The sequence below is a fragment of the Amycolatopsis lexingtonensis genome, assembly GCF_014873755.1.
Taxonomy (GTDB): Bacteria; Actinomycetota; Actinomycetes; order Mycobacteriales; family Pseudonocardiaceae; genus Amycolatopsis; species Amycolatopsis lexingtonensis.
In genome coordinates this window covers 7,118,029-7,137,830 of the sequence record NZ_JADBEG010000001.1, presented here as the reverse complement: position 1 = coordinate 7,137,830, position 19,802 = coordinate 7,118,029, and the positions used below count along the sequence as shown (strand labels likewise).

Sequence of the window (19,802 nt, the reverse complement as noted above, 5' to 3'; positions counted from 1 at the left end):
CAATGACTTCGAGTAACAGGATAAGCGCGCGGTCACCCGTTGGTGGTCACGGTGCGGGCTCAGCCCCAGCCGAGTTCGTGCAGGCGGGCGTCGTCGATGCCGAAGTGGTGGCCCAGCTCGTGCACCACGGTGATCAGGACTTCTTCGACGACCTCGTCCTCGTCCTCGCACATCGAGAGGATCGGCTGCCGGTAGATCGAGATCCGGTCGGGCAGCACCCCGCCGTACGACGACGTCCGCTCGGTCAGCGCGACCCCGTGGTAGAGCCCGAGGATGTCCGGGGCCTCGTCGTTGAACTCCTCGACGAGCACGACGACGTTGTCCATCGCCCGCGCGAACTCGGGCGGCACCTCGTCCAGCGCTTCCGAGACCAGTTCTTCGAACCGCTCCCGGCTCATCTCGACCGGCATCAGCCGTTCTTCTTCGACGACGGCGGGGCCGAGGCCGACGTGGCCGGGCCGCCACCGCCGTCCGACGGCGGGCCGCCGTCCTGGGGCTGGCCGCCGTCGGGACCCGCGGGCGCGGCCTTGACGCTGCCGGTGACCGCCTGCAGGCCGCTCTTGTCCGGCAGGAGCGCCGCCACCTTGCAGTTGACCTTGGCGGACCCGGCGTCCCAGCTCTCCTGCTCCCGCAGGTCCCAGGTCAGGATCAGCTTCTTCGCGTCGAGGTCGGCGCCGCCGGTGTAGTCCGCGGCCGCCTTGTTGCACTCGGTGTCGAGCCAGGCCTTCTGGTCGTCCTGCTTCGGGTAGCCGTCCTTGAACTTCGTCTTGAGGTCGAGGGTCGCGACGATCTCGTAGGAGTGCGGCTTGGCGCAGTCGATCGGGTCGCCGGGCGCCTTGCCCTGCAGCGCGAGGCAGGTGCCGGGCTCGAAGACCAGCGACTGGTCCTGCTGCTTGGCCGGCCCGGTCGTCGGCAGCAGCTTGCCGCCGGGGCCCGCCCACTGCAGGCCGCACCGCAGCTGGCGGTCGCCGTCGTCCCACTGCGACGGAGTGGGACGCAGCAGGTTCGTCGTCAGCTTCCCGTACGGATCGAGGTTGTGGCCGAGGTACGGCTTCACGTCCGAGGTGCACTTCTGCTGCGCGATCTGCTGCCACTGGTCCAGCGAGGGCACCGGCGCGCCCTCGGGGAACTGGGCGCCGATGTCGGCCAGCGCGGTCACCTCGAACAGGTGCGGTTCGGTGCAGGCCACCTTCCGCGCGTCGCTCGCGTCCGGGTTGTCCCAGGTCAGGCAGCTGCCGGGCGGCGAGTGGAACGCCTCCTGCGCGGCCGCGGACAACTTGCCGGCGCCACCGCCGGAGCCGCCGGCGACGCCGTCGCTCCAGGAGAAGACGACGCTGAGGGCGAGCGCGATGAGCGCGCCCGCGAAGATCCCGCCCATCACGACGCGGGTGCGCAGCGTCTGCGTGGCGGTGGGGAACCGATCGGCGCTGGGAGACATCGCAGTCCATGATGCCCGCGCCGCGCGCGACGTGCGCGACCTGGGTGGTTAGGGTGGGTCACGGTTTCGTGGTGGCCGGGATTACGGAGCGCACATGACGCAGGACAACAACACTGGGGACCAGCCGCCCCCCGAGCCGCCGAAGCGCGGTTCGATGAGATTCCAGGACTCGAACACGCAGCCGAGGCAGCCGTCGGTCGCCGAGCAGCGGGCGCGGCAGCAGGCGCTCGCGCAGGAGGAACGCGACCAGGAGCTGGCCCGCCAGGCCGACGCCAAGGCCGCGACCCGGCGCAAGATCCTCATCGGCAGCGGGGTCACGGTCGGGCTCGTCGGCCTGGTCGCGACGTTCTACACGGTCGCCAGGCCGACCGGCAGCGTCACGGCGGTCTGCACCGACAAGGACGGCGTCGTCCAGAACGACGACTACTGCGACGACAACTACGTCACCAGCCACGGCGGCTACCACAGTGGCGGCTTCCTGTTCCTGCCGATCAACACCGGCGGCTACCAGAGCTACCGCTACAACTACGGCGGCACCGGCACGATCGGGCAGCACGTCTCCGGCGGCTCGTACGACCCGCCGTCGTCGCGGACCAGCGTGAACACGAAGTCCGGCAAGTCCGTCCAGCGGGGCGGCTTCGGCATCAGCGGCAAGAGCGGCAGCACCGGCGGCAGCGGCAAGAGCGGGGGATCGTAGGTGTATCGGGACCGGCACGAGCCGCGGCGTGACTGGCAGCGGATCGTCGAGGAGCAGGGGCTCGTCTACGGCACGCCGGCCCGCGACAGCAGCGGCCGGATGCGGCCGTACTGGGACGAGTCCGTGCACTACGTCTTCGAAATGGACGAGGTCCTCTCGCTCGAAGCCGACGTCGAACTGCTGCACTCGATGTGCCTCGAGGCCGTCGACAACGTCGTGACGACCGAGGGCTACCAGCGGTTCGGCATCCCCGAGTGGGTCTGGCCGCACATCGCCGAGTCGTGGAAGCGGCAGGACCCGCACGTCTACGGCCGGTTCGACCTGCGCTACGACGGCAAGTCGCCGGCGAAGCTGCTGGAGTACAACGCGGACACCCCGACCACACTGCTCGAGGCGTCGCTGCTGCAGTGGCACTGGAAGACCGACGTCTTCCCGGACGACGACCAGTGGAACTCGATCCACGAGAAGCTCGTCGAGCGCTGGGGGCAGCTGCAGGACAAGCTGCCGTCGAACGAACTGCACTTCACCTGGTCGGCCGCGGACCCGAGCGGCGAGGACAACGTCACCACGGCGTACCTGCAGGAGACCGCGGCCGAGGCCGGGCTCGACACGGTGGGGCTGGCGATCGAGGAGATCGGCTGGGACCCGGTGCTCAAGCGGTTCGTCGACCTCGAAGAGCAGCAGATGGCGACCGTGCTGAAGCTGTACCCGTGGGAGTGGGTGGTCGACGAGGAGTTCGGCCGCCACGCCGTCGAGTCGCTGCCGCGGACGCTGTGGATCGAGCCGCTCTGGAAGATGATCCTCTCCAACAAGACGCTGCTGGCGATCCTGTGGGAGAACTACCCGGGCCACCCGAACCTGCTGCCCGCGTTCGCCGACGACCCCGGCCTGCTCACCGAGTACGTCCGCAAGCCGAAGCTGGGCCGCGAGGGCGCGAACGTCCAGATCGTCGCGACCGGCTACGAGACCCAGACCGACGGCGTCTACGGCGCCGAAGGCTTCGTCTACCAGGCGTTCGACCCGCTGCCCGAGTTCGACGGCTACCGGCCGGCCCTCGGCGCGTGGATCGTCGGGGACAGCTCCGCGGGCCTCGGCATCCGGGAGACCGGCGGCCTGGTCACCGACGACGGTGCGGCATTTGTCCCACATCGCATCGTCGAGTCGTGATAGAACACCGTCGCTGATCAGCTCTTTTCCCCTGGGAGACAATTCGTGAACACGACCCTTGCGCTGTCCGACACGTTCGGCTCCGACCTCGTGCGGGGGATCGGCGCGATCCTGCTGTACGGCGTCGTCGGCCTGCTGCTGATGTTCGCCGGCTTCTACGCGATCGACTGGACCACGCCCGGCAAGCTGTCGAAGCTGGTGCACGCCGGCCTGCCGAACGCGGTGATCGTGACCGCGTCCGGCCTGCTCGCGATGTCGTTCATCGTCGTCGTGGCGATCTTCAACTCGGCGAGCGACCTGACCGAGGGCCTGGTCACGTCGCTGGTCTACGGCCTGCTCGGGATCGCCGTCCAGGTCATCGCGGTCCGGCTGCTCGAGTGGGCGACCCGCATCGACGTGGCGTCGACCATCGAGAGCGAGAAGTTCGCCCCGGTGAGCATCGTCGTCGCGGCGGCGCACATCGGCCTGGGCCTCGTGGTGGCGGTCGGTATCTCCTGACGGCGCGTGCCCGGTCGGCGTGGGCCGATCGGGCCTGATCGTGGCCGCGATCGGCCGTTCGCACTAGCGTGGGGTTCGTGCGCCTGCTGAGGACACCGGACGACCGGTTCACGGACCTGCCCGACTTCCCCTTCGAGCCTCGCTACGTCGAACTCGACGACCCGCACGGCGGCGTGATCAGAGTCGGCTACGTGGAGGCGGGCCCGGCCGACGGCCCGGTCGTCCTCCTGCTGCACGGTGAACCGAGCTGGTCGTACCTGTACCGGAAGATGCTGCCGGTCCTGGCGGCGGCGGGCCTGCGCGCGATCGCCCCGGACCTGGTCGGCTTCGGCCGTTCCGACAAGCCGGGCGACCTGGCGGACCACACGTACGCGCGCCACGTGGAGTGGATGCGCGGGTTCGCGTTCGACGCGCTCGACCTGCACGACGTGACGCTGGTCGGCCAGGACTGGGGCGGCCTGATCGGGCTGCGCCTGGTCGCGGAGAACCCGTCGCGGTTCGCGCGGGTGGTCGCGGCCAACACCGGCCTGCCCACGGGCGACATCGACATGCCGGCGGTGTGGCATTCGTTCCGGGAGGCCGTCCAGAAGGCCCCGGTGCTGGACGTCGCCCGGTTCGTCCAGTCGGGCTGCAAGTCTTCCTTGCCGGAAGAGGTGCGCGCGGCTTACGACGCGCCCTTCCCGAACGAGATGTACAAGGCGGCGCCGCGGGCGATGCCGGGGCTGGTGCCCTACCGGCCGGACGACCCCGCCTCGGAAGCGAACCGCGCGGCGTGGAAGACGTTGACCGAGCTGGAAATCCCGTTCCTGGTGGCGTTTTCCGACGGCGACCCGATCACCGGCGGGATGGCGCCGATCCTGCAGCGCTCGATGAAGGGCGCCGCGGGACTGGAGCACCCGGTGATCGCGGACGCGGGGCACTTCCTGCAGGAGGACAAGGGCGAGGAGCTGGCCCAGCACGTGGTGACGTTCGTGCGGGGCTGACTCAGACGTCCAGCGACTGGGTACCGAGGACGGTGGCGAGCTCCAGGCGGTCGGCGTCCTCGGTACCGGGTTCGGCGGTGTAGACGCTGATCCGCAAGTCGTCCTGGGCGACGAGCAGCGTGTCGCAGTCGAGGGTGAGCGGGCCGACCGCCGGGTGGTCGATCGTCTTGCGCCGGGACGGGTCGGGCGGCGGTGGCGGGGCCTCGGCGTCCCAAAGCTCGGCGAAGCGCGGGCTGCCCGCGGTCAGGTCGGCGATCAAGCGCCTTAAGGCGTGGTCCGCGGGGTAACGCGAGGCCGTCAAACGCAGGTCGGCCACGAGCCTTGCCTCGTGTTCCGCCTGCTCCTTCGAGCTGTGGACGACCCGTGACGGCAGGCGCGTGACGTTGCGCCAGACGGCGTTGCGCTCCAGCCCGCGCCACGCGGTCGTGTCGCCCATCAGCGCGTTGTAGGGCGCGTTGGCCAGCACGAGGGTCCAGCTCGCGTCGTAGACGACCACCGGCGTGTGCGCCAGGCGGTCGAGCAGCCGCTGGACGCTCGGGGCGACCCGCGACGGCACGACGTCCGGCCCGGGTGCGGCGTGCCCGGCCAGCCGGTAGAGCAGGTCGCGTTCGACGTCGGACACGCGCAGCGCCCGGGCCAGCGACTCCACCACCTGAGCCGAGGGCGCGGTCGCGCGGCCCTGTTCGAGGCGGGTCAGGTAGTCGGCCGAGATGCCCGCGAGCGCGGCCAGCTCCTCGCGGCGCAACCCACTGGCCCGGCGTCGCCGGCCTGCCGGGACGCCGACGGCCTCGGGGGCCACGCGATCACGCCAGCGGCGGACCGTCCGGCCGAACTCCCACGCCTCCACACCGTCCATTCTCGACGAGCCCGCGCCCGTTGTCCTGGCCCTGGCAGTCCTACGAAAACCGGACGACTGGGTGCGGCCCGCCCGTCGTCGCAGGTTGGGGCCATGACCGAACCCGGAACCGTCCTCATCACCGGCCCGACCCGCAACCTGGGCCGCCACACCGTGCTGGCTCTCGCCCGCCGTCCCGAGAAGCAGCGTCCCGACCTGCTGCTCGTCGGCCGCGCGGGCCGCGACCTGACCGCCGTCGCCGACGAAGCCCGCGCGCTCGGCGCGAAGGTCCGCGAGATCGGCTGCGACCTGGCGAGCCTCGCCGACGTCCGGGCCGCCGCGGCCACCGCGCGCGAACTGCTCGACACCGGCGCCGTCCGTCCGCTGCGCGCGCTGATCGCCAACGCCGGGGTGATGTCGGCCGACACCCGGCGGGCGTCGGCCGACGGCTACGAGCTGACCTTCGCCGTCAACTACCTGGCCCACGCCCAGCTGATCGGCGACCTGCTCGGCTCGTTCACCACCCCGGCGCGGGTCGTGCTGCTCGGCTCGAACACCTACCACGCCAACTTCTGGCGCAAGCTCCTCCACGTCGCCGAGGCGGACTGGGCGGACCCCGTCGAGCTGGCCCGCCCGGGCACCGGCGAGCCGAGCATGGAAGCCTCCGGCGTCGCCTACTCCAACGCCAAGCTGGCGATCCTGTACTACGCCCACGAACTCCAGCGGCACACGGACGTCCACGTGTCCGTGTTCGAACCGGGCTGGATGCCCGGCACCGCGCTGGGCCGCGGCGCTCCCGCGGCGTTCCAGGCGATGAGCCGCGCCCTGGCCCGGATCCCGGGTGTCTCGACGCCGGAGCGCTCGGGACCGCTGCTCGCCGCGATGGCCGTCGACGAGAAGTGGGCGCACCTGCGCGACGGCGCGTTCGTGCTCAAGGACAAGCTGACGGCGGTCCAGCCGGTCGCCCACGACCGTGATCGTGAGCGCCGGCTGTGGGAAGCGACCGCCGAGCTGCTAGGCGAGCGCCGCGTGGGTGGCCGCCAGTGAGTCGAGCAGGATGTCCAGCCCCTCCTGGGCTTCGTCGGCGGTGAGCGTCATCGGAGGGCCGAGGCGCAGCACGTTGCCGTGCAGGCCGCCCTTGCCGATCAGCAGCCCGCGCTTCTTCGTCTCCTCCAGCATCCGCGCCGCCGCCGGCACGTTCGGTTCGGTCGTGCCCGGCTTGATCAGCTCGACGCCGATCATCAGGCCCTTGCCCCGCACTTCGGCCACGATCGGGCTGTCCGAAGCACGCAGTCCGGAAATCAGCTGCGCCCCGCGAGCCGCGCAGTTCGCCTGGAGGTCGTGGTCCTTGATGTAGTCCAGCACCGCCGTCGCCCCGGCCATCGACACGGGGTTGCCGCCGAACGTCGAGAACGACTGGGCCTGGAAGCAGTCCAAGACGTCCCCGCGGGCCACGACCCCGCCGACCGCGAGGCCGTTCCCCAGCCCCTTCGCGAACGTCATCATGTCCGGGGTCACGCCGTGTGCGTCGATGCCCCAGAAGTGCTCGCCGGTGCGGCCCCAGCCGGTCTGGACCTCGTCGGAGACGAACAGCACGCCGTAGGCGTCGAGGACCTCCTTCATCGCCCGGAACAGCCCGTCCGGCGGGAGGCTGAACCCGCCGACGCCCTGGATGGGCTCGGCGATCAGGCAGGCCACGTCGCCCGCGGTCGCGGTGTCGAGGACGTCTACGAGGTCCGCGACGCAGGCCTTGATGTAGTCCGCGTCGGACAGATCCCGGAACGGGCTGCGGTAGCGGTACCCGCCGTGGACGTAGTTCACCTTGACCGGGCTCAGCGCCGACGCCGACCAGCCGCGGTTGCCCGTGATCGCGACCGTCCCGAAGGACCGGCCGTGGTAGGAGTTCCGCATGGCCAGCACCTGGTTGCTGCGCCGGAACTGCGTCGCGAGCATCAGCGCGGTGTCGTTGGCCTCGCTGCCGGAGTTGGTGAAGAACACCTTCGCGTCCGGGATGTTCGACAGTTTCGCGATCCGCTCGGCCAGCTCCACCTGCGAGCGGATCAGGTACAGCGTCGACGTGTGCAGGATGCCGGTGTCGAGCTGCTTGCGGACCGCGTCGCCGATCTCGGCGACGTCGTAGCCCATCGAGTTGGTCAGCACCCCGGCGAAGAAGTCGAGGTAGGTGCGGCCCTGGGAATCCGTCATGCGCCGGTCGTGCGCGTGCACGATCTCGATCGGCTCTTCGTAGAGCAGGGACATCCAGGACGGCATGACTGCGCGGTGCCGGGCGAGCAGCTCGTCGGTCATCGGGGCGCCTCCTCCGGGGTTTCCCTGGAGTATGAGGAGCCCGTGAACAGCCCTTCAACGATCAGACTGTCGGGATAACCCAGTAGGGCCGCACAGTCTGTACGGACTACCCTCTGTCTTCGTGATTGACCCCAGGACTCTGCGCGATGACCCGGAAGCCGTGCGCGCGTCGCAGCGCGCTCGTGGTGAAGACGAGGGAGTGGTCGACAAGCTGCTCTCCCTCGACACCCGGCGCCGGTCTTCGATCGCGGCCGCGGACAAGCTGCGCAACGAGCAGAAGCTCCTGGGCAAGCAGATCCCGAAGGCCCCGCCGGAGGAGAAGCAGCAGCTGCTGGCCACGGCCAAGGAGCTCGCCGCGCAGGTCAAGGCGGCCGAGGCGGAGCAGAACACCGCGTCGGAGGAGTTCGACCAGCTCTTCCGGACCGTGCCGAACCTGGTGCACCCGGACGCGCCCGTCGGCGGCGAGGACGACTTCGCCGTGGTCAAGCACGTCGGCGAGCCGACGAAGTTCGACTTCGCCCCGAAGGACCACCTCGAGCTGCTCGAAGGCCTCGGCGGCGTCGACATGGAGCGCGGCGCGAAGGTGTCGGGCTCGCGGTTCTACTTCCTCACCGGCGTCGGCGCGCAGCTGCAGCTCGGCCTGCTCAACATGGCCATCGCGCAGGCGCTCGAAAACGGCTTCACGCCGATGATCACCCCGTCGCTGGTCCGCCCCGAGGTCATGGCGGGCACCGGCTTCCTCGGCTCGCACTCGAGCGAGATCTACCACCTCGAGGAAGACGACCTGTACCTGGTCGGGACGTCGGAGGTGCCGCTCGCCGGCTTCCACTCCGGCGAGATCCTCGAGCTCGACGAGGGCTCGAAGCGGTACGCGGGCTGGTCGTCCTGCTACCGCCGCGAGGCCGGCTCGTACGGCAAGGACACCCGCGGCATCATCCGCGTGCACCAGTTCGACAAGGTCGAGATGTTCGTCTACGCCAAGCCGGCCGACGCCGAGGCGGAGCACGCGAAGCTGCTCGGCTGGGAAGAGCAGATGCTCGCCAAGATCGAGGTGCCCTACCGGGTGATCGACACCGCGACCGGCGACCTCGGCACGTCCGCGCACCGCAAGTTCGACTGCGAGGCGTGGATCCCGACCCAGGACACCTACCGCGAGCTGACCTCGACGTCGAACTGCACGACGTTCCAGGCCCGCCGCCTCTCGGTCCGCTACCGCGACGAGAACGGCAAGCCGCAGATCGCCGCGACACTCAACGGCACGCTGGCCACCACCCGGTGGATCGTCGCGATCGTCGAGAACCACCAGCAGGAGGACGGCTCGGTCCGCGTGCCGGAGGCGCTGCGCCCGTTCGTCGGCGGCAAGGAAGTCCTCACCCCTCGCTGAATCGGGCGGATCCGCGGTGCTCGTCCGTTCGTCCCAGTACAGTCCGGGCCGAACGGGAGGATTCATGCGCATGAAGTGGCAGGTGGCGGTGGCGCTGGCCGCGGCGACCGTGGTGACCGGGTGCACGGTGGCGGTCGGCGGTTCGGCGTCGCCGGTGCCCGGCCAGGGCCCGGTCGTCAAGGCCGTAGACGCCTGCAAGCTGCTCGACGAAGCCCAGGTCGACGCCCTCGGCTACCAGCAGCCCGGCAAATCGGTGCCGGAGGACAAGGACCGCCTCCAGCCGCCGACGTGCTTCTGGAGCTTGAAGGACAACGACGACCTGACGGCCGTGCTCAGCATCGGTCTCGCGACGGACATGGACTTCAACGAGTACATCGCCGGCGCCGTCCCGAAGTCCTCGCCGCAGGAGATCGGCGGGCTCACCTGGACGCAGTACGGCTCGATCCTCCCCGACGACTGCACGTTCTACGCCTCGCTCGGCGACAAGTCGTTCGCCTTCGTCGGCGTCTCGACGGGCAAGCTCGAGAAGTCGTGCGAACTGGTGAAGCTGGCGATCCCGCAGGCCGCGGCGCACCTGCCCGGCGGGCAGGACGCGCCGCCGATCACGCCGCAGACCTCGGCGAAGCCGGAGCCGGGCGGACCGCTGCTGTCGGCCGACCCGTGCGCGACGCTCAAGCCGGACCAGGTGGCGCAGCTGAAGAACATCTCGCCCGACGGCGAGAAGACCAACTCGACCGTGATCCCGAACTCGACCTACTGCCTCTGGGACGACACCGACGGCGACGAGGGCCAGAAGGCCTTCGAAGTCTGGTTCGGCCCCAGCACGCCGGTGGCGGACTGGCCCGGCGCGAAGGGCGTCAACCCGACCGAGACCATCGACGTCGGCGGCAAGAAGTGGGGCCTGTACCCGAACATGGGCGGCCTGCGGGCGACCTGCGGTGCGACGCTGCCGGTCACCGAGACGTCGTCGATCCAGGTGGTCAGCGGGTTCATCGGGGACGACACCAAGACCTGCGACATCGTCAAGCAGGCCCTGCCGCTGGTGACGCCGAACCTGCCGGGCTAGCCGTCGGACACCTGGTCGGCGATGTGGCGCGCGATCTCCAGCGCGCTCGTCGCGGCCGGTGACGGCGCGTTCAGGACGTGCACCTGGTCGCGCGCGGTCTCGATGAGGAAGTCGTCGACGAGCGAGCCGTCGCGGCGCATGGCCTGGGCGCGGACGCCGGAGCCGTGGCGGACGATGTCGTCCTCGGTGACGGCCGGGACGAGCCGGGCGAGGCTGGCGGCGAAGCGCTTCTTCGAGAACGAGCGGCGGACCTCGTCGAGCCCGGTCGGGAACGCGTACTTCTTCGCGAGCCGCCAGACGCCGGGGAAGGCCGCGACCTCGGCGACGTCCTTCGCGGAGAAGTCGCCCCAGCGGTAGCCCTCGCGGCGCAGCGCGAGCACGGCGTTCGGGCCGGCGTGCACGCTGCCGTCGAGCATCCGCGTGAGGTGCACGCCGAGGAACGGCAGCGTCGGGTCCGGCACCGGGTAGATCAGGCCCTTGACCAGGCCGCGGCGCTCCGGCTTGAGCTCGTAGTACTCGCCGCGGAACGGCACGATCTTCGCCGACGGCGTGATGCCGGCCATCCGCGCGACGCGGTCGGAGTGCAGGCCGGCGCAGTTGACGAGGGCGTCCGCGACGACGACGTCGCCGCCGGTGGCGACCTCGACCCCGCCGTTCGCGCCGGCCCGGATGGCCAGCGCGGGACTGTCGAGGCGCAGGTCGACGCCGGCTTCGTCGAGCAGCCGGACGAGCGCGTGGCAGACGGCGGGGAAGTCGATGATCCCGGTGGACTCGACCCGCAGCGCGGCGACGCACGAGACCTCGGGCTCGTACTCGCGGGCTTCCGCTGGCGAGATCTTCTTGGCCGGGACGCCGTTGGCTTCGGCCCGCTCGGCGAGGGTGTTCAGCGCGGGGATCTCGCGTTCGTCGGTGGCGACGACGAGCTTCCCGCACACCTCGACCGGCACGCCGTACTGGCGCGCGAAGTCCACGATGGACCGGTTGCCGGCGACGGACATCCGCGCCTTGAACGAACCGGGCTTGTAGTAGAGCCCCGCGTGCACGACGTTCGAGTTGTGCCCGGTCTGGTGGGCCGCCCACCGGGACTCCTTCTCCAGCACGGTGACGTCCAGCCCTCGCCTGGTGAGTTCCCAGGCCACGGCCAGACCGACGATCCCGCCCCCGACGACCACCACGTTGCGCACGATCGACCAGGCTACGCGAGAGCGCGGGTCTTCGGTCAGCCCGCCAGACCGGCCGCGGTCAGCGCCTTCTGCGCGCTCATCCCCGCCCCGGTCGCGTACGCCCGTTCGAAGCCCTCCGCGCCCAGCGATTCCCGCACCCGGGCCCGCACCGCGCCGGCGTCCGGGTCGGCCGCGATCGCCGTTCCCCGGACCCCCGCGGCCGCGCCGAGCAGGAGCGCGGCCGGTTCCGGCTGGGCGGCGCCGGCCAGGCCCTCCAGCGCGAACGCGACGACGTCCCCCGCGTGCCACCGGTGCCCCGCCAGCAGCGCCTCCCGGTGCAGCCGGGCCGCCTCCGCCGGACGTCCTTCCGCCACCGCCAGCCAGCCCAGCGAGATCATCGCGCTCGCCCGGGCCGTCTCCGCCGCGAACGACCCGCCGGGGCACTCCGCCAGCGCGCGCTCGTTCAGCGACCGGGCCGCGGCCAGGTCGCCTTCGTACCGCGCCAGGTTCGCCAGGCCGACGTACGCCGACGCGCGGGACTCCGGCATGCCCGCGCGCCGGGCGGTCGCCGCCGCGAGGTCGTAGTCGGCCTGGGCGCCCGCGCGGTCGCCCGAGAGCAGCCGGGTCCACGCGCGGCGGCAGATCAGGTCGGCGACGTCGTCGGTCGCGCCGATCTCGTGCATCAGGCCCAGTGCCTCGTCCATCAGCGGCAGCGCGGCTTCGTGCTCGCCCCGCCACGTCAGCAGCTGCGACAGGTGGTCCAGCGCCATCGACAGGCCCCACCGCTCGCCGAGCGCGCGGAACTGCGCCGCGCCCTCGCGCAGCCCGTCCTCGGCCTCGGCCAGCTCGCCGGTCATCATCGCGCGCAGGCCGACGCCCATCGGCAGCAACGCCCAGCCCCACGCGTCGCCGCGGGTGAGCAGTCCCTTGCCGCGGCCGAGCATCTGCTCGTCGTCGGCGGGCGGCCCGGCGACGACGCCCATCAGCATCACCAGCATCGGGTTCCGGGGCGTCCAGTCGCCGCCGACCGCGTACCGGCGGACCAGCGGGAGGTACTGCTCCAGTGTCTCGTGGGGGTGCCCGGCCAGCGCGCCGAGCACGCACACCAGGAACTCCTCGGGGTACTGCTCCTGGACCTCCGGGGAACAGCGCGAAACGACCTCCAGCGACAACCCGGCGCCCTCGAACCGCCGGCCGCGCATCCACCAGTACATCGCGAGCGGCGGCACCAGCCGCAGCGCGAGCACGACGTCGTGCGCGGTGGCCCAGCGCAGGGCGGCCAGGACGTTGTCGTACTCGGCGTCGATCCGGTCGAGCCACTCCAGCTGCGCCGCGGTCCGCAGCATCGGGTCGGCTTCCTCGGCGAACCGCAGGAAGTACTCGGCGTGCGCGCGGTGGATCCGGTCGGTCTCGCCCGCTTCGGCGAGCTTCTCCGCGCCGAACGCGCGGATCGTCTCCAGCATCCGGAACCGGCCGCCGACCGCCTCGGCGAAGGACTTGCCCGCCAGCTCCGGCAGCAGGTCGACGTCGGCGCCGCACACCTCGGCGGCGGCCGCGGCGGTCGCGCCGCCGGAGAACACCGTGAGCCGCCGCGCCAGCTCGCGCTCCTCGTCGTCGAGCAGGTCCCAGCTCCACTCGACGACGCCGCGCAGCGAGCGGTGCCGCGCCTCGGCCGTCCGGCTGCCGCGGGCCAGCAGCCGGAACCGGTCGTCGAGCCGGGCCGCGATCTCGCCGGCGGGCAGGGCCCGGACCCGGGCCGCGGCCAGCTCCAGCGCCAGCGGCAGGCCGTCGAGGGCCGCGCAGATGTGCTGGACGTCGCCGATCGTGCTCTCGTCGAGCGCGAACGCGGGATCGCTCGCGGCGGCGCGGTCGGCGAAGAGCCGGATCGCGGCGAACCCGCCCGCCTGCCCGGCGGGCGTCCCGGGCGGCGGGACGGCCAGCCGCGGCACCGGGGCCAGCTGCTCGCCGGTGATGCCGAGCGGTTCCCGGCTGGTCGCCAGCACCCGCAGCCCCGGGCACGCGCCGAGCAGCCGCGCGGTCAGCCGGGCCGCGACGTCGACGACGTGCTCGCAGTTGTCGAGCACCAGCAGCGTCGTCCGGTCGCGCAACGCGCCGATCAGCCGCTCGACCGGATCCTGCGGGCCGCCGCGCGAGCCGTCCCGCAGGCCGAGCGCGGTCAGCACCGCGTGGACGACGCCGTCGCCTTCGTGCGGGGCGAGCTCGACGAACGCGACCGGCCCGGGTTCGGCCGCCGTGACTTCGATGGCCAGCCGGGTCTTGCCGGTGCCGCCCGGCCCGGTCAGCGTCACGAGCCGGCTGCGCGCCAGCAGCTCCGCGACCTGCCGCAGTTCGGTGTCACGGCCGACGAAGCTGGTCAGCTGGGCGGGCAGCGCCGGGATCACCGGCTTCTCGGTCTCGCCGCGGAGCACGGCGAGGTGGGCTTCGGCGAGTTCCGCGCCGGGATCGGCGCCCAGCTCGTCGGCCAGCGTGCGGCGGGCGTCCTCGAACGCGGCCAGCGCGTCCGCGGGCCGGCCCGCCGCGGCCAGCGCCCGCACGAGCTGGGCCCGCGGCCGTTCCCGCAGCGGCCGCGCGGCGACGGTCTCCCGCAGTCCGGTCAGGACGTCTTCGGCCTGCCCCAGCGCCAGCCGGGCCTCGACGTGGTCGTCCGCCGCGTCGGCCCGCAGCTCGTCGAGCCGCGCGGCCTGGGCGGCGGCGAACGGCGCGTCCGCCAGGTCGCTGAACGCCGGGCCGCGCCACAGTGCCAGCGCGTCGCCCAGCAGCTCCGCGGCCCGCGTGGCTTCGCCGTTCTTCAGCAGCGCACGGCCTTCGCGCGCCAGGCGTTCGAAAGCGTGAACGTCCACTTCGTCCGGTGCGACGGCCAGCCGGTACCCGGCCGCGGTGAACTCGACCGAGGCAAGTTCCTTCAGCGCCGTCCGCAGCCGCGACACTTGGGACTGGAGCGCGTTCGCGGCGCCGTCCGGCGGGTATTCGCCGTACATGCCGTCGATCAGCCGCTCGGCCGGGACGAACCGCCCGGCGTCCAGCGCCAGCAACGCCAGCAGCGTCCGCGAGCGCGGCCCGCCCACCGCCACCTGCGTGCCGTCCGGCGCCCACGCGGCGACGGCCCCCAGCACCCCGAATCGCATGCGCCCAGCGTAGGGCGTCGATCGGGCCTCGGCGGGTGTCACTCGAAAGTGGAGTACGGCGTGGGCCTGTGAATCAGCTGAGCGTGCGTATATACACTTCGCCGGGTCCCCACGCAATGGGAGAGGTATGCCGTCCGACAGCATTGCCCTAGGTCAGCCGACCGTCGGCGAGGAAGAACTCGCCGCCGTCGCCGAGGTCTTCCGATCCGGCTGGCTGGCCGGCGCCGGTCCGGCGTGCCGCCGTTTCGAAGAGCGGTTCGCCCAGGTCACCGGCACCGCGCACGCCTTGACGACCGCGAACTGCGGTTCGGCGCTCTTCCTGGGGCTCAAGGTCCTCGGCGTCCGGCCGGGCGACGAGGTGATCGTCGGCGACTACACGTTCCCGGCGACCGGCCACGCCGTCGTCCAAGCGGGCGCGAAGCCGGTCTTCGCCGACATCCGCCCGGACGTCTTCAGCGCCGACCCGGCCCACGTCGAGTCGCTGATCACCGCGAAGACCGTCGGCATCCTCGCCGTCGACGTCGCCGGCCAGCCCGGTGACTTCGACGAGTACCGCGCGATCGCCGACAAGCACGGCCTCTGGCTGTTCGAGGACGCCGCGTGCGCCGCCGGCGCGACGTACAAGACGCGGCCCGCCGGCAGCCTCGCCGACCTCGCCGCGTTCTCCTTCCACGGCCGCAAGGGCATCACCGCCGGCGAGGGCGGCGCGCTCGTCTCGGACCGCGAGGACCTCATCGCGCACGCCCGCAAGCTGCACACCTACGGCATCGAGCCGGCGATCAGCCGCGAGGGCTCGGCCACGCTGCCGATCCCGGAGTTCCACGAGCTCGGCTACAACTTCCGGCTGTCGGACGTCCAGGCCGCGATCATGAACGTCCAGCTCGACCGGCTGCCCGACCTCCTCGCCGCCCGCCGCTCGGTCGCGAAGCGCTACCACGAGGCCTTCGACGACGTCGACGCGCTGACCGTCCCGGTGGAACTGTCCGATCGGGAGCACCCGTGGCAGGCCTACCTGCTCACGGTCGCGCCGGAACTCAGCCGCGACGCGCTGGCCCTGCGGATCCGCGAGCAGGGCGTCCAGTGCAACTTCGGCACCTACGCCTCCCACCTCCAGCCGATCTACGGCCCCCAGGCGCCGCTGCCCGTCTCGGCGGACGCGTTCGCGCGTCAGCTCGCGATCCCGATGCACGCCAACCTCACCGACGCCGAGGTCACCCGCGTCGGCGAGGTCGTGCGCGAAGCCGTGCAGTCCCTGTCCTGAAGCCCCTACCGAGGAGAAATTGGTGTCCGACAAGAAGGTGCTCTTCACCGGGGGCGGTGGGTTCATCGCCGCGCACGTCATCCCGCTGCTGATCGAGGGTGGCTACACGGTCCGGATCTTCGACAACATGACCCGCGGCGACCGCGCCCGCGTCAACGAGTTCGTCGCCACCGGCCAGGTCGAACTGGTCGAAAAGGACGTCCGCTACGGCGGTGCGGTGCGCGAGGCCATGCGCGGCTGCACGCACGTCATCCACTTCGCGACGGTGTCGATCAACAAGTCGATCGCCGACCCGCACGAGTCGATCGACATCAACATGATCGGCAACCACAACGTCTTCGCCGCGGCCGCGGACGAAGGCGTCGAGCGGCTGGTGTTCGCTTCGACCGCGTCGGTCTACGGCGACCCGAAGCGGCTGCCGATGCACGAGGACGACGAGCTCAAGCCGCTCACGCCGTACTGCATCTCGAAGCGCGCGGGCGAGGACATGCTCGGCTTCTACGAGCGCACCAAGGGCCTGTCCTGGAACGCGCTGCGGTTCTTCAACGTGTACGGCCCCGGCCAGAAGATCGAGGCCTACTACACCTCGGTGATCAACCACTTCATCCAGCGCCTGCGCGCCGGCCAGCCGCCGATCATCGACGGCCGCGGCGACCAGTCGATGGACTTCGTGCACGTCGACGACCTCGCGCGGGCCGTCGTCGCGGCGCTGGAGTCGGAGCAGGCGAACCTGCCGATCAACATCGGCACCGGCATCGACACGTCGATCGCGGCGCTGGCCAAGATCCTCATCGAGGCCGTCGGCGTCGACGTCGAGCCGCTGTTCAACGAGCGTGACGTGCTGGTTTCGCGGCGCGCCGCCGACATCACCCGCGCCCGCGAGGTGCTGGGCTGGGAGCCGCGGATCACCGTCGAAGACGGGATGCGGGATTTGGTCAAGGAAACCGAGTGAGTGCCACCGCGGGGCCGGCCCGAGGACGTGCGATGCGCATCGCGGTGGTGAACAACTTCTTCCCGCCCCGCGTGGGCGGGAGCGCGCACATGGCGGCGTCGCTGGCGGCGCAGTTCGTCGAGGCCGGCCACGAGGTCCTGGCGATCACGGCCGCCTACGCCGACGCCCCGGCCGAGGAGAAGCGCGACGGCTATCGCGTAGTGCGCCTCCCGGCCGTGAAGATGCCGCAGATCGGGCTGTCGATCGACTTCGACATGAGCTTCGCCTCGCTGCGCCCTGGCAACTGGCGACGGCTGTGGAAGCTGCTCGACGAGTTCAAGCCGGACGCGATCCACCTGCACGGCCAGTTCTTCGACCTGTCGTGGCTCGCGGGCATCTACGCGCGGCGGCACGGCATCCCGACGCTGCTGACCATCCACACGCTCCTGATCAGCGACAACAAGCTGTACGGCGGCGTGTTCCGGCTGCTGGACGCGGTGCTCGTGCGGCCGATGCTGGCCTACATCAAGCCGCGGTACGTCATCCTCGACAAGCTGGGCGTCGACTACTGCGTCGACCGCTACGGCACGAGCGACGAGAACTCGGAGTACTTCCCGATCGCGGTCGACACCGGGCACTTCGCGAAGCCGGTGACGAAGGACGTCCGCGCGGAGCACGAAATCGGCGACGCACCGCTGATCGTCTCGCTGGGCCACGTCATCCCGCTGCGCAACCGGCTCCCGCTGATCGAAGCCCTGCCGTCCATTTTGGACAAGCACCCCGGCGTCCGGGTGATCGTCGTCGGCCGCGTCTACCACGACGCGTTCCTCAAGCGGGCGGCCGAACTGGGCGTCTCGGACGCGCTGGTCGTCACGGGCGCGGTCCCGAAGGAGGATGTCCCGGCGTACTTCGCGGCGGCGGACATCGTGACCCACGACCTCAACGGCGGCTGCGGCACGGCGTCCCTGGAGGCGATGCTCTCGGGCACGGCGACGATCGCGTCGGTCACCGAGGACAACTACCCGGGCATCGAGCTGCGCAACGGCGAGAACGTGCTGCTGGTGCGTCCCGACGATTCGGAAGCCGTGGCGCGCACGGTGATCGAGCTGCTCGACGACCCGGACCGCCGGGCCCAGATCGCCCAGCGCGAGAGCGAGATGGTGCGGTCGAACTTCGGCCTCGACGTCGTCGCGGAGGAACACCTTCGTACCTTTGAGAAGCTGGTGTCGGAAGCCGATGTTCTTCGATGACGAGCGCAGCCACCGGCTGCGCCCGCAGATCCTGACCGAGCTCGTTTCGCAGTACATGAACGACGCCGAGCGCGCTCAGTTCTACGGGCTGCCCTCGACGTGCCGCGTGCGCGAGCGCGTGAAGATCATCAGCCCCGAGAACCTCAAGATGGGCGACCACTGCTGGGTCGGCGAAGGCGCGGCGCTCGACGCGAGCGGCGGCCTGGAGATCGGCGAGCACACCAGCATCGGCCTGAACACGCTGATCTTCACGCACTCGAGCTGGCTGGCGAACATGACGCTGCAGAACCATTCGGGCAGCGACCTGATCGAGCGCAAACCGGTGAAGATCGGCAAGGGCTGCTTCATCGGCGGCCTGGTGGTCATCATGGCGGGTGTGACGATCGGCGACTTCGCGACCGTGCAGCCGAATTCGGTGGTGGCGAAGGACGTCCCGCCGCGCACCCTGGTGGCGGGCAACCCGGCGCGGGTGTTCCAGCGGTACGACGAGGAGTACATCCAGTCCGAAGTGGACCGGGTGCGGGCGGAAAACGCGCGGCGCCGGGAGATCGCGGAAGAACGCGGCGGTGACGCTACCGGCTGGGGCGCGCCGTCCGGGGACTTCTCGGCGTAGCGACCCGGCAGGCTGACGTGTCGTGGAGTGGCCGCGTCCGGGGCTGCACCACCAGAGCGCTGCCGCCCGGCTGACTTACCTCGTGGACGAGTGGCTGACGGATGGCTGCTCCATGCTGAGCGGAGTCGAGCTGGTCCCCTCGGAGGCGCCGCTGACGGTGCGCGTACCCGAGGCCGGGATCGAGTAGTACTGGATCGTCGACCTCGACGCCCCGGTCAGCCTGCTCACCTTCCGGTCGGTCGAAGGGACTATGCCCTCACGACCAGGCGGGCCCAGCGGCCGTAGCTGGATGACGGCAGCGCCGGCGCCGACCGCCGGCGCCGCCGTCGTGAAACCGCCCGCGCGGACCCCGAAGCAGGTCAGCGTCCGCTCGGCGGCGAAGCTCGCGCACGGAAGCGCACGTCCGACAATCTAGTCGCCTGTGACCGAGCGCGAGATATCGGTTACACAACGTTTAAAGGCGCTCGCCGAGCAGTTTCGCGAGGGATTCGCAGACGTCGGCCCGGCTGCGCCCCATTTCGACCTCGGCGACCCGCAGCTGGCCGTGCGCGTGCTTGGCCACCACGACCAGCGAGCTGTAGCCCTTCCCGTAGCAATAGCTCGCCAGCTCACCCGCGCCCGTCACCGGCTTCGCGGGGTCCGAGCACTCCGACTCCAGCTGCTTGACCATCGCGGCCGGCGACTTGCCGCCCGGGATCGCGAGGACGTACAGCTCGCCGACCGGGTACGAGCACCGGAACGCCTTGCCGGGGCCGATCTGCTCGGGCGGCATCTCGCTCGGCTCCCGCGAGTTCCAGGCGACGCCGAGGATCTGCGCGAACTCGACGTTGCCCAGAAGCGGACAGGCGCCGGTCAGCTTGGCCGGCGACACCGCCGGCGTGAAGGTCGGCGTCGGCGGCGTGGTCGGCTTCGGCTTGCTCGTCGAGGTGGACGGCGGTGGCGGCGGGGGCGCGGCCGCGGTCGTGGAGCCGCCCGAACACGCTGCGACGCAGGTCAGCAGGCACGCGGCGGCGAGGATCCCCCTCAGTGAGCGCATGGGGTCAATCTAACCCGGGCGTACGCT

General features: G+C 71.2%; 19 protein-coding genes. 12 read left to right on the top strand and 7 right to left on the bottom strand.

Features of this window, described 5'->3' with window-relative positions:
- Positions 1–59 precede the first annotated feature (59 nt).
- Both H4696_RS32810 and H4696_RS32805 read right to left on the bottom strand, forming a co-directional pair.
- Positions 60–410 (bottom strand): metallopeptidase family protein, encoded by a 351-nt coding sequence (locus H4696_RS32810; RefSeq protein WP_086857385.1) that lies wholly within the window; start codon positions 408–410, stop codon positions 60–62.
- A complete protein-coding gene (locus H4696_RS32805; RefSeq protein WP_086857386.1) occupies positions 410–1,438 on the bottom strand; it encodes a septum formation family protein in 1,029 nt (342 codons plus the stop codon). Before H4696_RS32805 ends, H4696_RS32810 begins: the two co-directional genes overlap by 1 nt.
- A 154-nt stretch (positions 1,439–1,592) precedes the next feature.
- On the opposite strand from H4696_RS32805, the gene H4696_RS32800 reads away from it, so the two are divergent.
- The 4 genes from H4696_RS32800 to H4696_RS32785 all read left to right on the top strand — a co-directional run bounded on the left by H4696_RS32800 (position 1,593) and on the right by H4696_RS32785 (position 4,783).
- Complete coding sequence (locus H4696_RS32800) at positions 1,593–2,135, top strand: hypothetical protein (RefSeq protein WP_086857397.1); 543 nt, start codon at positions 1,593–1,595, stop codon at positions 2,133–2,135.
- Positions 2,136–3,302 (top strand): glutathionylspermidine synthase family protein, encoded by a 1,167-nt coding sequence (locus tag H4696_RS32795; RefSeq protein WP_086857387.1) that lies wholly within the window; start codon positions 2,136–2,138, stop codon positions 3,300–3,302.
- 45 nt (positions 3,303–3,347) lie between these two features.
- Positions 3,348–3,800: a DUF350 domain-containing protein gene (locus tag H4696_RS32790; RefSeq protein WP_086857388.1), complete on the top strand. Its 453-nt coding sequence runs from the start codon at positions 3,348–3,350 to the stop codon at positions 3,798–3,800.
- Between the two features lie 77 nt (positions 3,801–3,877).
- A complete protein-coding gene (locus tag H4696_RS32785; protein WP_169734868.1) occupies positions 3,878–4,783 on the top strand; it encodes a haloalkane dehalogenase in 906 nt (301 codons plus the stop codon).
- A gap of 1 nt (position 4,784) precedes the next feature.
- Here H4696_RS32785 and H4696_RS32780 read toward each other — a convergent pair whose 3' ends face one another.
- Positions 4,785–5,639: a helix-turn-helix transcriptional regulator gene (locus tag H4696_RS32780; RefSeq protein ID WP_211299628.1), complete on the bottom strand. Its 855-nt coding sequence runs from the start codon at positions 5,637–5,639 to the stop codon at positions 4,785–4,787.
- A gap of 93 nt (positions 5,640–5,732) precedes the next feature.
- On the opposite strand from H4696_RS32780, the gene H4696_RS32775 reads away from it, so the two are divergent.
- Complete coding sequence (locus H4696_RS32775; protein WP_086857390.1) at positions 5,733–6,665, top strand: SDR family NAD(P)-dependent oxidoreductase; 933 nt, start codon at positions 5,733–5,735, stop codon at positions 6,663–6,665.
- Here H4696_RS32775 and H4696_RS32770 read toward each other — a convergent pair.
- Positions 6,633–7,925, bottom strand: coding sequence for an aspartate aminotransferase family protein (locus H4696_RS32770; protein ID WP_086857391.1), 1,293 nt, complete (start codon positions 7,923–7,925; stop codon positions 6,633–6,635). The genes H4696_RS32775 and H4696_RS32770 overlap by 33 nt on opposite strands.
- A 121-nt stretch (positions 7,926–8,046) precedes the next feature.
- On the opposite strand from H4696_RS32770, the gene serS reads away from it, so the two are divergent.
- The gene (gene serS / locus H4696_RS32765; protein ID WP_086857392.1) at positions 8,047–9,309 is read left to right on the top strand and encodes a serine--tRNA ligase; all 1,263 of its coding nucleotides are present in this window, start codon (positions 8,047–8,049) and stop codon (positions 9,307–9,309) included.
- Between the two features lie 70 nt (positions 9,310–9,379).
- A complete protein-coding gene (locus tag H4696_RS32760) occupies positions 9,380–10,375 on the top strand; it encodes a DUF3558 family protein (RefSeq protein ID WP_225955867.1) in 996 nt (331 codons plus the stop codon).
- Here the strand turns inward: H4696_RS32760 and lhgO are convergent.
- On the bottom strand, positions 10,372–11,559 hold the full coding sequence (lhgO, locus tag H4696_RS32755) for an L-2-hydroxyglutarate oxidase (RefSeq protein WP_192782660.1): 1,188 nt from the start codon (positions 11,557–11,559) through the stop codon (positions 10,372–10,374). The two genes, H4696_RS32760 and lhgO, sit on opposite strands and share 4 nt — an antisense overlap.
- 35 nt (positions 11,560–11,594) lie before the next feature.
- Positions 11,595–14,684, bottom strand: coding sequence for an AfsR/SARP family transcriptional regulator (locus H4696_RS32750; protein WP_086861939.1), 3,090 nt, complete (start codon positions 14,682–14,684; stop codon positions 11,595–11,597).
- A 127-nt stretch (positions 14,685–14,811) separates the two neighbouring features.
- Here H4696_RS32750 and H4696_RS32745 point away from each other — a divergent pair, with 127 nt between their 5' ends.
- The 5 genes from H4696_RS32745 to H4696_RS32725 are packed head-to-tail and all read left to right on the top strand — an operon-like array spanning position 14,812 to position 18,926.
- Entirely contained in the window at positions 14,812–15,945 is a 1,134-nt protein-coding gene (locus tag H4696_RS32745; protein ID WP_192782659.1) for a DegT/DnrJ/EryC1/StrS family aminotransferase, read from the top strand.
- Positions 15,946–15,967: 22 nt separating this feature from the next.
- A complete protein-coding gene (locus tag H4696_RS32740) occupies positions 15,968–16,897 on the top strand; it encodes an NAD-dependent epimerase/dehydratase family protein (protein ID WP_086861940.1) in 930 nt (309 codons plus the stop codon).
- Between the two features lie 32 nt (positions 16,898–16,929).
- Complete coding sequence (locus tag H4696_RS32735) at positions 16,930–18,126, top strand: glycosyltransferase family 4 protein (protein ID WP_086861941.1); 1,197 nt, start codon at positions 16,930–16,932, stop codon at positions 18,124–18,126.
- Positions 18,113–18,739, top strand: a complete 627-nt coding sequence (locus H4696_RS32730; RefSeq protein WP_086861942.1) for an acyltransferase — start codon at positions 18,113–18,115, stop codon at positions 18,737–18,739. Before H4696_RS32735 ends, H4696_RS32730 begins: the two co-directional genes overlap by 14 nt.
- Positions 18,740–18,761: 22 nt before the next feature.
- Positions 18,762–18,926, top strand: a complete 165-nt coding sequence (locus H4696_RS32725; RefSeq protein WP_158104348.1) for a hypothetical protein — start codon at positions 18,762–18,764, stop codon at positions 18,924–18,926.
- 267 nt (positions 18,927–19,193) lie between these two features.
- On the opposite strand, the gene H4696_RS32720 is transcribed toward H4696_RS32725, so the two are convergent.
- Positions 19,194–19,775, bottom strand: a complete 582-nt coding sequence (locus H4696_RS32720; protein ID WP_143265173.1) for a hypothetical protein — start codon at positions 19,773–19,775, stop codon at positions 19,194–19,196.
- Between the last annotated feature and the right edge of the window lie 27 nt (positions 19,776–19,802).